Here is a 16,492-nt window from a genome sequence, read left to right as displayed (position 1 = left end):
CTGAAGAACATGACTGCGGCTACCCCTTTGTGAACTCTTCGCAAACTCGTCAGTTTCTCGAAAGCTAATCCGCTCATGATGAGTCCCGGCAGCTCTCGCGGTGACTCCGGCCATTGTGTTGGACCGAACCTTGGAGCCGGCCCGGAACACAGCAATTGAAGGCAGGGCAGGCGCATTCGTGACCTGCCGACGCTTGGAATTGTCGAATTTTGTGAAACGCAAGGGATCTTCTGTCGGGGTCTCTTGTGGGGATTTCAACGTCACGTCTGAGGATGCATAATGTCGGCCAGTAATCTTTCAACTTTCTACCGCTCAAATTCGCTACAGTCCGCAAGGGGTTGGCCGGGCCTGAAAGTTTCCCATTTTGCGACCCAGCATCAGCAAAGTGCATCGTGCTTCGAAGCGATGCTGTCCACTTGTGTGCTGGCAGACAAGCCCGGCTCTTTCGCGCAAGGGGATCTGCCAGCGTCGAATCTTGATTCGACAATGGATAAATTGCGGCAGGACCCTTTGGGCCATCTGGCACCGGATGTCTTGACATTGAATGGCTTGGAGCAACACCCACTGGATCTGCTGCCGCCAAATATGAGGGCGGCTCTCAAGGAGGACCAATCGCAACGCTCCAAGGCGACTGAAGCCCAACATCTGCTCGGCGTCACTCCGAAGATCGAGCCGGCTCCCAGGCCGAGCCCCGGAATCACGTGGAACGGTGGGTCGCTGACCACGGCTGAGTTGCAGATTGTTGCGGTACTCAACCGTCACAAGGACCAATGCCCGCTTACTTGGAAGTCGTTGACCGACAAAGCCAATGATCCCTCTACGCCACCGGATCTGAAAGCGGCGATCCAGGGACTGCAGCAGGATTCGGGACTTTTTTATGCGATTGGCTCGCAGGGCGACGGCCGCTGTGGAGGCAAGATCAACGCCAAGGACTTGGCCGGATTTTCAAACCACCACCCACAAGTTGCTGCATTTCAGGAAGCCCAAGCGCGAAGCTACGAGCAGAACTACATACCATCCGACGGCAGCGGAGGTTTGCAGCCTTCGGTCATGACCTTGAGCGATGCCTTGCGGGAGTTTTACCGGTACTCCGAAAATCTGTCCAAGGACCTGAGTCTGGATGAGTTCAAGAAAATGGTCGGCGGCGAATCGAAAAACGGCAAATTTCCGCCCCAGGTCATTGCGGCGGCGCAATATTTCCTCGATCACCCCGATGCTTGGAACCAGTTGTGCGGTGGCTCGAAAGGGAAGATGCACAAAGAGGATTTCCTGCAAGTCGCCTCATCGTCGATGAGCCTCACGCAAACTGAGCTGAATACGGTCGAGATGATCAAGGACCATCAGGACACGTTCTTTGGAAGCGGTGTTCTGACTCGCGACAAACTGGCGAAAATGAAAGACGACAAGAGCCTTGATCCGAAAGTGCGGGAAGCAGCCTCTCAGCTCCTTTCAGATCCTCTTCTGTTTGGCCTCCTGAACAATTCGATCACGGGCTATAAGACCCATCATAAATTCTTCGACTTTGGCGGCGGGCATACGGTTGATTCCGGCAATATCAGCAAAAAAGACTTTGCCCATTTTTGCACAAACATGTCGTCTGCGAACCGCAACGTTCAGCAGCCAATCACCCACGGCGCCCAAACCGCAGAAGAGCAGAATGCCGTCGCGGACATGAAGATGGGCCTGATGGACCAGCCTGACATTAAGTCAGCCAAAAAGAACGGCGGGGCCGTCATGCACGTCGTCGACTCCGTGCTCAAAATCGAGACGAAAGTGCTCGACTTGGCGGCAACGGCGGTGGGACTGCTCAGCTTCATTCCGGGCCTCGGACAAGTAGCCGATCTTGCCTCGATGGTTCTCGAGGCTGAGTCGCAAGCAGCCAATCTCCTGCGTACGGCCATTAACGGAGGCGATATGAAGCGAGCGCTGGAGGAAGCTGGCCTCAATATGGCCGCGCAGGCGATCGGCCTTATCGCAGGCCCCGAGGTCAAGCTGGCCATTCGAAATGGGCTCGTAAAGCACCTGATGGAAGAGGCCTTGGCGGCAGGCATTGATCTTTCGGTCTCGACGGCGCAGGACTACGCAGAAGGCTATGTGAATAACCTCAAAGCGCGCCTTGCAGGCGGCCCTGAGCAAAGCCTAGGCCTTCCGAGCATGCCATCATTCCAGAGTGTGGCAAGCAATGTGCCCTTCGTCGGCATTGCCTTATCCTAGCCGTCGCCTTGCGCGGAAGCTTTGGCTCGCGCGCTGACATAAGGGTCATTGTGGCACAAGCAGGGGTTCATCCGCATCAACGCAGCGGTGTTCCTGACGCCATCTGGATCGGACTGTGAGGGGGATGTCCGAAGTCTGTGAAGGCTTCGGTATATGACGACTTCAGAGTTACGCTGAGCCCAGCCATCTCGAGCCGGTGCGCCGGGTCGAGGTTTTCACGGGCGCCGGCCGGCAGCGGGAATGGTCTCCGGAAGGCACGGCGCGGATGGTGGCGGAGCGGCGCAGCCGAAGGAACGGCTGTCGCGCGCCCAGGGCGGCCTCCCGAACAGCAGACGATGATCTCCTGCCTTGGGCCTATATCCTTGTGCCCACGCTCAAGGCAGTCGGCTGAAAACAGCGCTGATTTAAAACAGCATTATCCTGCACTGCACCCTCGATCCTTGCGCTCACCGATCGCTCGTCGACACGCACGCGGTCAAGTCGTTATCGGCGCTATGCCGATGGGCTTCGAGAGCAAGGTGGACGCTGAGCGGTGCGTCAGCCTCAGGGCGCGGCTGGCCAGCTTTGGGTCTCACGCTCTATGACGGCAACACCCGGCTGATCAACTTGGCCTGTTCGCGGGCTCCCGGCAGCGGCGCGGAAGCCACGGTCCGCCTTCCTCGGCTTCAGGCCAAAGATACCGCAGCATGCTCCAGAGCTATGTCTGCCGCCTCCGCCCCATCGTCGCTGGTCATGTGGAAAGGACAAGCAGGCTACGCACCCCATAATCCCGTCGGGCAGGATTCGACAGTCGACGGCGAGACATTCGCCAAACCTCACCCTTGATTCTCAGCAACGTTAAAAAAAATTCACATAATGTTCGTGAGTGTAGTCTCCTGTCAGGTGGTACATTAGCCCCAATATCTGGCGTCTTAGTCGTAGAAAGGACTGTGATCCATCTTCCATTAGCATCCATACCAGCGGATTTACAGCAAATGACGAGAGAGGTCTCATGCGGATTGATGGGGATAGAAGGGCTAGCGGCTTGCTGCATCCCGTCCGGGTTGATGCCAACCAATGTTGACACTGGTAAATCGCCTAAGGACGGCAGCGCATCTTGATCGCCTTCGAATCCTGGGCCTTTGCGCGCATGCGGATCTAACCGTCGGCGAGCTGGCCGATATTACCAGTCTGCCTCGCGAGCAGGTTCGACGCCACGTTCGGCGGCTGGGCAGAGCCAACTTTCTTTGCTGCAACGAACAACGTCCGCAGTCTTCGTACCATATGCAAGCAGGAGGCAAGGATGGCGGGCTGGCTCAATTGGTGGTCGATCTCCTGCCCCACGATGATGGCCATCATAAAAGAGACCTACAACGCCTGGAAGCAATACAAGACGCGCGGTTGAAGGGACCGCCTGCTTGATCGTGAAATAGATCAGTCCAAATGGAGCGCGACTACCATGGATAACTCCGCCGGCGGCGCCATCGCGCAGCCCGACACTTACGGGCGGCCTCACTTAGCCGCCGTCGACTCCCGCGTTCACGAACTGCTTCTAAGACAGGAGCGTCAGGAGCGGACAACTCTCAAACTGATCGCCTCCGAGAACTTTGCCTCCTCGGCGGTGTTGGAAGCGACCGGGTCGATTTTCACCAACAAGTATGCCGAGGGATACCCCGGTGCGCGCTACTACGCCGGAAACGAGATCGTCGATGAGCTTGAGACCCTCGCGATCGAGCGCCTGAAAGCGCTATTTGGCAGTGAACACGCCAACGTCCAGCCTTATTCAGGCTCGCCAGCCAACCAGGCTGTCTATCGCGCGCTTTTGAGCCCCCGTGACAAAGTCATGGGCTTGCCTTTACCCGAAGGCGGCCATCTGACTCACGGTTGGTCCGTCAATTTTTCCGGCAGCGATTATCAGCGCGTCCCGTACAGGCTGCACGAAAAGACACAGCAAATTGACTATGACCACTTGCGCGAGACCGCCAAGCGGGAACGCCCGAAGCTAATTTGGGTCGGCGGAACTGCTTATCCGCGTATTTTTGACTACGCGGCAATGGCCGAAATTGCTTCGGAGGTGAACTCGTATCTGGTGGCTGACATCGCCCACATCTGCGGCCTGGTTGTCGCAGGAGTGCATCCGAACCCCGTGTCCCATTGCGATGTGGTCACCAGCACCTCTCACAAGTCGATCCGCGGTCCCCGGGGTGGCTTCATTTTATCAAGGAATGAAGACCGTTATCAGCCCCTCCATCATCCGAAGAGCAAACACAATCTGCGCCGTGTTCCCTCTTCTGCAAGGCGGACCGCATATGAATACTATCGCCGCGCTTGCCGTCGCTTTGCAGGAAGCAGCGAACTCGTCCTTTCGTGTCTACGGTCAGCAGATCGTCCACAACGCCAAGGCTCTGGCCCAGGCGCTTCTGGAGCGAGGTTATGAACTCGTCACTGGGGGCACTGACAATCACATGCTGATCCTTGATCTTCGGGACCGGCCGCTGTCAGGCAAAGCCTATGCGGAGCGCTTATCGCGTGCAGGCATCATTGCGAATTTCAATATGGTCCCGGGCGACCGGCGGCATCCGGCGCTGACAAGCGGCATCCGCTTAGGGACACCAGCGGTGACGTCCATGGGCATGCGCGAAACGGAGATGGTGCAGATCGCCGCTTTCATCGACTCGGTCTGCCGCCAGCCCGATGACCAGGAAGTTCATGCGAGCGTACGAAGAGACGTTGCCGACTTCTGCACTGCGTTCGATGTTCCCGGCATCCGCGACCGATAAGCCACCCCAATCCAGAAACTCCTCACTAACTCCAGCACTTGAAGCGAGGGCATTTTTATGACCAGGCAGTTCGTGTTCTCTTCCGAATCCGTCGGCGCGGGACACCCCGACAAGATGGCAGACAACATCTCCGATGCCATTCTCGATGCGGTCCTGCGCACCGATCCGAAGGCGCGCGTCGCCTGTGAAGTGTTGGTGAAGACGGGGATGGTCGTTGTGGCTGGCGAGATCACCAGCCATGCCCACATCGATTACAGCCAAGTCGCCCGCGATACGATACTCGATATTGGCTACGACGATGATGCGATTGGCTTTGATGGTCGACGTTGCGCCGTCGTTCTGGCCCTCACCGAGCAGTCGCCCGACATAAGCCAGGGCGTTGATGAAGGACGAGGGCAGGATCTCGGGCAAGGGGCAGGGGATCAGGGCATCATGTTTGGATTCGCATGCAACGAGACGGATACATTGATGCCCCTGCCGATCCAACTCGCTCACCATTTGACGAAAAGACAGGCCGAGGTCCGGAAAGCGGGACAGCTTGGCTGGCTGCGTCCGGACGTGAAATCTCAAGTGTCGGTACGCTACGAAGGGCTCCGCCCGGTGGCGCTGGATACCATAGTCCTGTCAACGCAGCATGACGAAGCGGTCTCACAAGCCACGGTCCGCGAAGGCGTCATTGAGGAGATCATAAAACCGGTCCTGCCGGCCCACCTGGATACTTCGGGGATCAGATTTCTGGTCAACCCAACAGGGCGGTTCGTGGTCGGTGGGCCTGCCGGCGACTGCGGCCTCACAGGACGGAAGATCATCGTCGATTCCTACGGTGGGACCGGGCGTCACGGCGGCGGTGCCTTTTCGGGCAAGGACCCATCCAAGGTTGACCGCTCGGCGGCCTATGCCGCCCGGTATGTCGCGAAGAACATCGTTGCCAGCGGCCTTGCAGAGGTCTGCGAGGTTCAGCTTGCCTACGCGATCGGCGTGGCCAGTCCGGTTTCTGTCATGGTCAATACCTTCGGAACCGCAAGGATCGAGGAAAAAAGGATCGAGCGCCTTGTTCTCGAGGTTTTCAATCTCCGACCGAAAGGCATCATCAAGATGCTTGATCTCTTACGGCCGATATACCGCAAGACGGCGACATACGGACACTTCGGGCGTGAAGAGCCTGAGTTCACTTGGGAGAAGACGGACAAAGCTGACGATTTGCTGCGTGAAGCCGGACCGGCAGCTGCGTGAGGGCGGCTGGATCAAGCGCATGCGGCAACCCATTTCAACTCGCGAGACCACGCCCGGCCGGCGTGGCAAGAAGCCGGCTCGGGTTTTGGCGGAGATTTTGATGCCGGATTATGACGTGCTTTGCATCGGCAATGCCATTGTCGACATCATCGCCCAGTGCGACGAGGAATTCCTCGAGACCAACGGCATCATCAAGGGCGCGATGAACCTCATCGACACACAACGCGCCGAACTGCTCTACAGCCGCATGGGTCCGGCGATCGAAGCGTCCGGCGGCAGCGCCGGCAACACGGCGGCCGGCGTCGCCAGCTTTGGCGGCCGCGCGGCCTTCTTCGGCAAGGTCTCCAACGATGCGCTGGGCGAAATCTACGCCCACGACATCCATGCGCAGGGCGTCGCCTTCGGCACCACGCCGCTCAAGGGTGAGCCGCCGACGGCGCGCTCGATGATCTTCGTCACGCCCGACGGCGAGCGCTCGATGAACACCTATCTCGGCGCCTGCGTCGAGCTTGGCCCTGAGGATGTCGAAGCCGACAAGGCGTCCGGCGCCAAGGTCACCTATTTCGAAGGCTATCTGTGGGACCCGCCGCGCGCCAAGGAGGCAATCCGCCAGACGGCGAAGCTGGCGCACGCGGCAGGCCGAGAAGTGTCGATGACGCTATCGGATTCGTTCTGCGTCGACCGCTACCGCGACGAATTCCTCGACCTGATGCGCTCGGGCACGGTCGACATCGTCTTTGCCAACAGCCACGAGATCAAGTCGCTCTACCAGACATCGTCGTTCGACGAGGCGCTGGCCCAGATCCGCAAGGATTGCCGGATCGCCGCCGTCACCCGCTCGGAAAAAGGCTCGGTGATCGTGCGCGGCGACGAGACCGTGGTGATCAAGGCGACCGCCATCAAGGAACTGGTCGACACGACGGGCGCCGGCGATCTCTATGCCGCCGGCTTCCTGCATGGCTACACGCAAGGCCGCGACCTGCAGACTTGCGGCGACCTTGGCTCACTGGCAGCCGGATTGGTGATCCAGCAGATCGGCCCCAGGCCCCGTCAGAATTTGCGCCGCGAGGCCGAGCAGGCGGGGCTGACCATTCCGGACGTTCAAACGAGTTAGTGGCCTACCTTCCCGTTGTGCAGGCTATCTCGCCAGAAGCGCAATCACGGAATAGGGAAATCCTGATGTCGAACATGATGAAGGCGCTTGTGAAGGCCAAGGCCGAACCGGGCATCTGGATGGAAGAGGTGCCGGTGCCGGAAATCGGCCCCAACGACGTGCTGATCAAGATCAAGAAGACGGCGATCTGCGGCACCGACGTGCACATCTACAATTGGGACCAGTGGGCGCAGAAGACGGTGCCGGTGCCGATGGTGACGGGCCATGAATTCGTCGGCACCGTTGCCGATTTCGGCGCAGCGGTCACCGAATACAAGGTCGGCCAGCGTGTATTGGGCGAAGGCCACATCGTCTGCGGCCATTGCCGCAACTGTCGCGCCGGGCGAGGGCATCTGTGCCGCAACACACTCGGCGTCGGCGTCAACCGTCCAGGCGCCTTCGGCGAGTATCTGGCGATCCCGCAGCACAATGTCGTGCCGATCCCCGACGATGTGCCCGATGAGATTGCCGCGATCTTCGATCCCTTGGGCAATGCCGTCCACACCGCATTGTCCTTCGATCTGGTCGGCGAGGACGTGCTGGTGACTGGCGCCGGGCCGATCGGCATCATGGGCGCGCTCGTCGCCCAATGCGTCGGCGCGCGCAAAGTGGTCATCACTGACATCAACCCGGTGCGGCTGGCGCTAGCCAAGAAACTCGGCGTCCAGCATGTCGTCGACGCCTCGAAGGAGAAGCTGCGCGACGTCATGCCGGTGCTCGGCATGACCGAGGGGTTCGACGTCGGGCTCGAAATGTCAGGCGCCGCCCCCGCTTTCCGCGACATGATCGACACCATGAACAATGGCGGCAAGATCGCCATTCTGGGCATCGCGCCGACCGGCTTCGAGATCGACTGGAACAAGGTCATCTTCAAGATGCTGCATCTCAAAGGCATCTACGGCCGCGAGATGTTCGAAACCTGGTACAAGATGATCGCGCTTGTGCAGGGTCCGCTGGATGTCTCCGGCCTGATCACCCACCGCATCGGCATCGACGATTTTCAGATCGGTTTCGATGCGATGAAGAGCGGCAGTTCCGGCAAGGTGGTGATGGACTGGTAGGGATTGCCTTGGCCGCTATTCAGGAAAAGCTGACGACAGCACCTCTGGTCCGCCGGACATTTTCCAACTAGGGGAACATGGCTGGGTGGAGAGCTATGGCTCCGCTACGTGCGCTCGCTAATCATACACGGCGACGTATCGCGGCCCACCCGGTGACGGTCGATGGGGCAATTCGCTTCAGTCGATGACGGAAACCCGGTGAACCGATGCTGAGGCCCCGACGCGATCGTCTATTTCCTATGATCTGCGATTGAGGTCGAGGTGTTGCCGCTTTCAGCGGGTAAAATGCGATAGACGACTTCCGGTACCCTTCCGGTCAGCGAAAAGGAAGGCAACGAGCCGCATTGCCTCAAGCAAAATGTTACCAATAGTGTCCTGTTCCAAAGGGGATGGACAGGTCGTGCCATTCCGGTTCGGGGGAAGGATGGCGCGGCTCAGCATGGCGACACGGTGAAGCGGCGATCGTGGAGCTTTATTGCGGCGTTGACAAGCGGCGCATTCTGGATGAGTTCGAGGCGGTAACCGGCTATTATTCGCAAGCGCGCGATCCGTCTTATGAACCGTCGTGAGCAGAGGCCGTCTGCGGGCAAGAGCCGCAGCCGCTGTTACGGCAGCGATGTCCGCGACGCGCTCATCGTGTTGTGGGAGGATTCGGAGCGGCTGGGTCCGCATCGACGCTCGCGGCGGCCAGCGCCGCCGGGCAGGAATGAGTTCGCAGTTCGCCGCTCGGTGCCAGCCCGCACCTTCGGCGATTGGAAAGATCCGCCGCCCGGCTTTGTTGAGCGCATTCGGGCACGTCTTCGTCAGGGAGCTTCGTGCAGACGATGGTGCTGACCGGATTGCCGCCGGCTGGACCGATTGCATTCCGCTCCGCACGCGCGACAGCGGCAATGTGATCATGGCGATCAAGCAGGCCCGCTCCCGGTTTCGCTGACCCTGTGCTGCTGTTTGCCGGCATCCGCCCGCACAGGAAGAGCTTGTAAAAGCGGTCGGTGCGGAAATCGAGGAGCCGTTGGTCGTCGATCTTCAGCCTGAACGCGGTCGTTTGCTGGTGCCGCAAATCGGCTGTTGCATGTACATCCCTGTCAGACGTCAGTTTTCCTCGCCTATTTTGGTGTCGAGCGCGAAGTGCTCCAACCAGATTGCAAGGCTTTTTGGAAATGAGAGCGGCTTTGCGCAGGGCGCTCCGTTGTTGAGCATTCAAGCTACCAAGCCAATGACGCGCAGGTTCCACCAGGCTCGCCAGCCTTGAAGGACAGCGAAAAAAGCAGAGCACGACAGACACAACAGTGCATCAGGACGCCGCAGTCGTTGAAGATGGTGCGCTGCATCCATACCGTGGATGCATTCGATCCAAATAATCGATTTGTTCAATCAGTTTCTCGAAAGCTAACCCTACCCTCTGTGGGAATCGGGCTCTGAGCCGCGACGCTGCCTTGCGAGCGCAGGGGCTGCACGTAGGAGAGATGATGCAACGAGAAATCGCACGCGGGTTGCTGGCCTCGTGGGTTCGCCGACCGGCGTATTTGAGCCCGTCAGTTGGTCCTCACCCGCGCCTATTGCCACCGAGCGACTTGCATGTCCCTCCGACTCGGACCAGTTCCGAGAGCTGCGACGAGTTGCGCGCCGTGTGCTCCGATCAGATGGCCGCCGGTGACGCGTTCGATGGGCCGTCCCTCTTCGAGAGGAGATGAAATGCGAACGCTGCTCGTGGATCATCATGCGGATCTTGCGCGCGCCATGCGACTTGCGCTCGGGGATGGCGGCTTCGTCGTTGATGTCGTTGGTACTCTGGAACTGGCTTCGAGTGCATTTTCTTGCGCCAGCTATGAAATTCTCCTGCTGGAATTGGCTCTGCCAGATGGCGATGGCTTGGGTTGGCTGAGGCAGTTGAGGACCCACGGGCATTCAGTTCCTGCCGTCATTATGAGCAGCCTTAACGATCTCGATAAGCGAATTGCGATCTTCAACGGTGGTGCGGACGACTTTCTGCTCAAACCCATCTCTACCGATGAGCTTATTGCCAGAATGAGAGCCATTCTGCGCCGGGCGACACAGATGACCGACCTGAGGCTCGTATTTGGCAATCTCGACTTTGATCCGGTCGCCCGCCAGGTTTTCGTTGATGGGCACCCAATGATGATCGCACGTCGCGAACTCTGTATTCTAGAGCACCTGCTTAACCGGGCAGGCCGCATCGTGCCCCGTGCGCAATTGGAAGATCACCTCTATTCATTCAACGACGACGTGTCTGCCAACGCGCTTGAAGTCGGAATTTATCGTTTACGGGGACATCTGACCAGATCAGGTGCAACGCCACGGATCAAGACCATCCGAGGCATTGGTTACATCCTAGAATTGACTGACGCCTCGTCCGCATAGTTTGTCGAATCGAAAGAAGATCTATTTTGCTGATCCTTCAACATCCTTGCCATGCGCTCAATTGGCGGGCGATCGCCAACAAGGTTACAAGACCTGCAGTTCCCCGTTACCTGGGCCATCTCCTCTGCGCGCTTATTGTGACTTTCCCACTTGGTGTCGCGGCGCAAAACAAGCAGGACAAAGGCCCGCCGCATGCGGCTTCGAATAGCATCAACGCCACGCTGACCCTTTCCTCTTCGCTCGGGGAGACCGTTCATCTGCCCGCGCCAGCCACGACCATCTTTGTTGCTGACCCCACGATCGCGGATTTTCAGGCGCCATCGAGCAAAACAATCTTCGTCTTTGGCAAGAAATCGGGGCGGACCAGCCTATTCGCCTTGGATGGCAATGGCGAGCCTCTCGCCGAATTGCGTATCGTTGTCACGCAACCGATCGGGGATTTACGCGCCATGTTGCGGGAGCAGGTCGGCGACTATCCCATCCGCGTCAACTATACGCCGCGCGGCGCAATCCTTAGCGGGACGGCGCCCGACGCAGAGGTCGCCGACACCGCAAAAAGAGTCACTGAGCAATATCTGGGCGACGGAGCGCAAGTCGTCAACAACATCAAGGTCGCTGGATCCCTGCAAGTTAACCTCAGCGTGCGCGTAGCCGAAGTCTCACGCAGCGCCATGAAGTCACTCGGCGTCAACTTGTCCGCCTTCGGTCAAATCGGCAATTTCAAAGTGGGCGTTCTAAGCGGAAGCGCTGCAAGCGCTGGGTCTGGTTCAACCCAGGGTGGCGGTACAGCAGAAATCGGATTCGACAACGGTGCCGTCAACGTCAGCGCGGTTCTCGACGCGCTCGCCAAGGAGCATATAGCTTCCGTCCTGGCTGAGCCGAACCTCACCGCTATGTCGGGTGAAAAGGCCAGCTTTCTCGCGGGCGGCGAATTTCCCATTCCTGTCCTGCAGGAAAACAGGCAGGTATCGGTTGAATTCCGTCACTTCGGCGTCAGTCTGGAATTTGTGCCGACAGTTCTCAGCAACAATCAAATCAACATTCACGTAACGCCCGAAGTCAGTGAACTGTCGACGCAAGGTGCCGTGCAAATCAACGGAATTTCCGTGCCGGCAGTTTCCACGCGCCGAGCCGATACGGTCGTCGAACTCGCCAGCGGCCAGAGCTTCGCAATCGGCGGTCTAATCAGGCGGAACGTCAACAATGATGTCAGGGCCTTTCCCTGGCTCGGAGAACTGCCGATCCTGGGACCGCTTTTTCGCTCGACCTCGTTTCAAAAAGAGGAGTCAGAACTGGTCATTCTAGTTACGCCTTACATTGTAAGACCAGGCTCCAACCCAAACCAGATGAGCGCACCGACCGAGCGGGCGGCACCGGCTTTGAACGGAGGGGGCGCTCCGACGAATTCCGTGACAAGTCCCCCGCGAGACCGCGCTGCTATCCGTGCGGGCGCGCCAAGCGCCCAGGGCGGTCTCGGCTTCATCATCGAATAGTGTCATCCAAAGATGTTGCGTTTTATAATCCTCTTTGTCGCTCTGGCACCAAGCGTAAGTGGCTGCACAAGCACTACGCCAGTTGATGTCGAACCATCGGCACCAATGCTTGTCCGAGAGGAGACCACCGTCCTGACGTTGCAAAGCCTGCGCGCTTCCGAACGGCAGCGTTTGCGTGTTTTCCTAGACAAGGCCAGTCGCGGCCGGTTCGATGCCATCCACCTCCTCATCAGCGGTTCGCCCCAGCTCAGCGCAGGGGTAGCCCATCAGGCCAGGCAGTTGGCAATCGAAGAAGACAACATTCAATTGCGCGATCAACACGACGCCGGCTCAGTGCGAATTGAGGCGATTGTCTATCACGCCCGTCCGCCGGTCTGTCCCTCATATGGTGCCTTACCCAATGAAGAATCCTTCAAACAGCCGCTTGGTTGTTCGACAGGACATAACCTGGCCGTGATGGTCAACGATCCGCGCGATCTGCTCGACAATCAGGCCGTCAAGGCCGGCGATGGCGATCGTGCTTCTGTACCAGTTGCAACTTACAGAACATTCGGGACGGATAAAGGTGGCTGATACCGCCCTTATCTCGGCAGCACTCCTACCGGAGATTGAAAGCTTCCAATCGCGTCCTGATCTAAAATAAAAGGAACCGCTGGATGCAATATAGGCGCTATATCGAGGGCCTTAGGGCCGTTGCTGTACTTCCGGTCGTACTCTTTCATTTCGGAATTTCGGCGATCCCGGGTGGCTTTAGCGGGGTCGATATCTTCTTCGTCATCTCCGGCTACCTAACCAGCGGAAGCCTCCTGGATGACCTTGAACGCGGCCAATTTTCCATCGTCAACTTCTACTGGCGCCGTGCCCGGCGCATTCTGCCGGCGCTCGTCTTTGTGATGCTTCTCACCTGCATTGCAGCATTGTTCATTCTTCTGCCACCGGATCTGCGCGGATTCAGTCTTAGCATCATAGCTACCTCGACCTTCTGGTCGAACGTTTTCTTCTGGAAAACGTCAAGTTACTTCTCTATCGATGCCGCGCTTCTACCACTGTTGCACACTTGGCCGCTTTCCGTAGCGGAGCAGTACTACATCTTCGCACCAATCCTGATGTTCCTAATCTATCGCTACATCGGGAAGCGCTGGCTGACGACACTTCTTCCGATAATTCTCTGCAGCTTCGTAGTGGCGGTGATGGCGACATCGCTGGCACCCACCGCCGGATTCTATCTGCTGCCGACCCGAATCTGGGAACTCATGTTGGGCGCCCTGCTCATGCTCAAATGCCCCTCGCCGCTGGGCAACCGATTCCTGATGGAGTCGGTGGGGGTGGCCGGATTTGGCCTTCTCGCCATCGGGTTCTTCGCGATTTCGGCGAGTGATCCGTTCCCAGGCTACAACGCCTTGTATCCATGCATCGGAACGGCCCTTCTGATCTATGTTGGCCAAAATACCCCCTCGACGGTCGCCACCCGCATGCTCGAAGTCCGGCCGCTGGTCTGGATTGGGCTCATCTCGTATTCGTTGTATCTTGTTCACTGGCCTCTCAATGCGTTCGCGCACTATCTTTCGTTCCAAAAACTCGATCCGTTGATGACCGGTGCGATGTTGGTGGCAAGCCTCGCATTGGCTGCATTCTCCTGGAAGTTTGTAGAGCAGCCGTTTCGACAGAAGAGGGCCTTCACCTCCCCGGGGCCTATCTTCGCCTTTTCAGCGCTCGCGATCGTTGTCCTTTGTGCCGGCGGAGCGGCGGGGGCGCTCGGCAATGGCTTTCCGCAACGGTTTCCGGACTATGTCCAGCGGCGCATTTCCGTCGGGGACTGGAGGAATGGCATCTGTTTCAACGAGGGCACCAGCCGGATCGAAAGCTGGAATATGGAGGATTGCACGCGCACCAGCGGTTTTCCAACAACGGTTTTTTTGTGGGGCGACTCCTTCGCCGCGCACTATGTTTCCGGCTTGGGTGCTAACATAAATCGATTGCAGGCGAACATCGTTGAATATACGTACGCCAGCTGCGCGCCGATACTCTATTACTACCCTTACGATCGTCTTGATTGTGTCCGGTTCAATCGCAAGGCCTTGGACGTCATCTTGGAAGCGGACATCAAGACGGTTATCCTCAGCGGTAGATGGAGTGACTATGAGGTCAGAGGTTTCGACGGTCTTCAGCAAACAATCGCTACGCTTCGTGCCCTGGGCGTGCGCGTGTTTGTCATCGGCCAGTCTCCGCAGTTCCCAACTGACGTCCGGAAAATTGCGTTCTTCGCCAAGCGCCAAAATCTGGACGATACGTCCTGGCCGATCGCGATGGACCCCGACATCAACGAACGTGTGCGCTCATTTACCAAAGGCGCCACATTCATCGATCCGCTGAAATTCCTGTGCAGCGCAGGACGCTGCGCCTATTCCGATAGAGGAGAGTTTTTATATTTCGACTATGGTCATTTCTCTTCAGCCGGCGCCACACTGGCAATCTCGAAATACTGGCCGGCTTTTGGCAAGGACAATGCTCTTCCTAAGACGAAGTAGCGGCTCAGCGGCTGACAAGCACCAGTACGGGTCCCAGTGATAGCTCCTGCTTCCGCAGCAGCCGCGACGATGGAGCTGTTCAGGTTTAAGGCCCCCCGATAGTGACCTAGGATGGGTGCTGCCACGCGGCTCGGACTCAGCGTGCATTATCACGTAAATGTTGAGAGAATGAATGGCGCCGCGAAGGGCAATTCCAGCCGTCCAAAGCGACAGGCGTGTCGCGGCCTCGACATTGCAGTGGCGCTTACCTAACACGGCCTCACACTGCCCTCTAAGCGGCCCCGAATTTGAACTGACGGCCCCTGGCCGGTTCATCGGGCAGGTCAAGGGCTAGGTGTAGTACACAGGGCTCATAACTTTCAGTTTCTAGTTGGTACGATGGGCCGTGGACGGTCGATGCAGACTTCAAGATGGCGAACGAAGCTCTCCATGCGTGCGTTGTCGAGGCAAGTGCCTTTGCCATGCTCGCGACTGGAGAGATTTCAAAATGAGCCTTGTAAGCGGAGAATGCCGCCGACGCTGTTCGGCTTGCTCGTGCCCTTGACGGCGGTAGGCTCGGCAGGGCCGAGGCCAGAGTTGCCGTAGTGGTCGTAATCGACCTCGGCTGTGACCGTGAAGCCGGGAACGACCATGTAGGCGACGTTTGCAGCCACACCAGCATCCTTGAGCTGATCACCCGAGACCTGAAGGTTGAACGAAGTTTTCTCGTCAAACTCGTAGGTGGCGCCCGCCCAGAAAGCCCACTGGCCGTTCCAGATTTTGTACGAGCCGCGCCCATGATTGGCAATTGCGCCGTTTGAGTCCTCGTTGAGACTGGCATTGGAACCGTAGCCGAAGAGTCCAAACAGCGACAGCTGGTTTGTGACAGCGACGTCGACGCGGATCTTGCCGGCAAAAGCTTCGTAATTGCTGTCATAAGCCGCGACGCCGGTGATCGAGCCCCAGCCTTGCGTGTATTTCAAGCCGGCGACAACGTGCGGAATATAGCTGTCGATAGTACCGGCTGAGCCCGATCCTTGTTCGAGCGAAATCACAGTCGAAATGCCGTTGCCGGCGTCGAAGTGGTACTGAGCCACGTTGGTGTCGAAGCCGGCCGACGGAACGAGCATACTATCGAGAACGTCGCCAGCGTAGCTTACAAACGTATCGAAGGCCGACCCCTCCTTGCCAACTCGCAGGCCTCCCAGCTCGACCCAGGCAGAAGCCAGTGCGAGGCCGCTGTTGAAATCATAGTTCTGAGGACTGTCATGCGAGTTAGCGCTGTTGCCAAAATTCACGTGGGTTTCGGTATAGGTCGTCAACGCGCCGAGCTCGGTCTGCTGGCCGGTCCAAGTTTTGAACGTGAAGCGTGTGCTGTTTCGCCAAGTGCCTTGGTCCTCGCCAGTTCTCACGTCCGAGGTTCTTGCGCTGTCATACGATCGGACGTCACCCAGGCCGATATCGTAACGGACATAGCCGCCGATGCGCAGGCAGGTCTCGGTGTTGGGAATATAGGAATATCCCGAGCCGAGGACGTCGCAGATCTTGATGTACTCGGCCGGTTCCCGCTCGGCGCCAGCTGCTCGACCGACGGAAACGGTCATCAGAGCAGTTAAGCCGAGAAGAGGACTCTTGATGTACATGTCTAGATCTCCATGAAGGAATAAAAAGGATAGAGGCGAAAGAGCAA

Annotated in this window: 10 protein-coding genes and 2 pseudogenes; 10 read left to right on the top strand and 2 right to left on the bottom strand. The window is 58.2% G+C overall.

Translation table 11 applies throughout. The annotated features are described in order from the left end of the window. The first annotated feature begins 279 nt into the window (after positions 1-279). Positions 280-2,214, top strand: coding sequence for an HrpF/NolX family T3SS translocon protein (locus tag EN852_RS17205; RefSeq protein WP_024505366.1), 1,935 nt, complete (start codon positions 280-282; stop codon positions 2,212-2,214). Positions 2,215-3,351: 1,137 nt separating this feature from the next. Here EN852_RS17205 and EN852_RS40875 read toward each other — a convergent pair. Continuing rightward, positions 3,352-3,552 carry a hypothetical protein gene (locus EN852_RS40875; RefSeq protein ID WP_024505365.1) on the bottom strand — a complete coding sequence of 67 codons (201 nt, stop codon included), beginning with the start codon at positions 3,550-3,552 and terminating at the stop codon, positions 3,352-3,354. A gap of 100 nt (positions 3,553-3,652) precedes the next feature. Here EN852_RS40875 and glyA point away from each other — a divergent pair. The 9 genes and pseudogenes from glyA to EN852_RS17150 all read left to right on the top strand — a co-directional run bounded on the left by glyA (position 3,653) and on the right by EN852_RS17150 (position 14,823). Beyond that, positions 3,653-4,973, top strand: a pseudogene (glyA, locus tag EN852_RS17190) (serine hydroxymethyltransferase). Positions 4,974-5,030: 57 nt separating this feature from the next. Further along, entirely contained in the window at positions 5,031-6,206 is a 1,176-nt protein-coding gene (metK, locus tag EN852_RS17185; RefSeq protein ID WP_063169265.1) for a methionine adenosyltransferase, read from the top strand. Between the two features lie 100 nt (positions 6,207-6,306). Continuing rightward, on the top strand, positions 6,307-7,320 hold the full coding sequence (locus EN852_RS17180; RefSeq protein ID WP_126063919.1) for an adenosine kinase: 1,014 nt from the start codon (positions 6,307-6,309) through the stop codon (positions 7,318-7,320). A gap of 65 nt (positions 7,321-7,385) precedes the next feature. After that, positions 7,386-8,420: an L-threonine 3-dehydrogenase gene (gene tdh, locus EN852_RS17175; protein ID WP_126063920.1), complete on the top strand. Its 1,035-nt coding sequence runs from the start codon at positions 7,386-7,388 to the stop codon at positions 8,418-8,420. Between the two features lie 714 nt (positions 8,421-9,134). Further along, positions 9,135-9,303: pseudogene (locus tag EN852_RS42370) on the top strand (transposase); the annotation flags it as partial. An 812-nt stretch (positions 9,304-10,115) separates the two neighbouring features. Next, complete coding sequence (locus EN852_RS17165) at positions 10,116-10,802, top strand: response regulator transcription factor (protein ID WP_024505585.1); 687 nt, start codon at positions 10,116-10,118, stop codon at positions 10,800-10,802. A gap of 71 nt (positions 10,803-10,873) precedes the next feature. Then, positions 10,874-12,295, top strand: coding sequence for a type II and III secretion system protein family protein (locus EN852_RS17160; RefSeq protein ID WP_050580548.1), 1,422 nt, complete (start codon positions 10,874-10,876; stop codon positions 12,293-12,295). A gap of 12 nt (positions 12,296-12,307) precedes the next feature. Further along, positions 12,308-12,868: a CpaD family pilus assembly lipoprotein gene (locus EN852_RS17155; protein WP_063169261.1), complete on the top strand. Its 561-nt coding sequence runs from the start codon at positions 12,308-12,310 to the stop codon at positions 12,866-12,868. Positions 12,869-12,951: 83 nt separating this feature from the next. Next, positions 12,952-14,823 (top strand): acyltransferase family protein, encoded by a 1,872-nt coding sequence (locus EN852_RS17150; RefSeq protein WP_126080682.1) that lies wholly within the window; start codon positions 12,952-12,954, stop codon positions 14,821-14,823. Positions 14,824-15,305: 482 nt separating this feature from the next. Here the strand turns inward: EN852_RS17150 and EN852_RS17145 are convergent, their stop codons facing one another. Further along, entirely contained in the window at positions 15,306-16,445 is a 1,140-nt protein-coding gene (locus tag EN852_RS17145; RefSeq protein ID WP_126063922.1) for a porin, read from the bottom strand. Between the last annotated feature and the right edge of the window lie 47 nt (positions 16,446-16,492).

The organism is Mesorhizobium sp. M2E.F.Ca.ET.209.01.1.1, from assembly GCF_004010375.2.
Taxonomy (GTDB): domain Bacteria; phylum Pseudomonadota; class Alphaproteobacteria; order Rhizobiales; family Rhizobiaceae; genus Mesorhizobium.
This window is presented reverse-complemented; position numbering and strand designations above follow the sequence as displayed.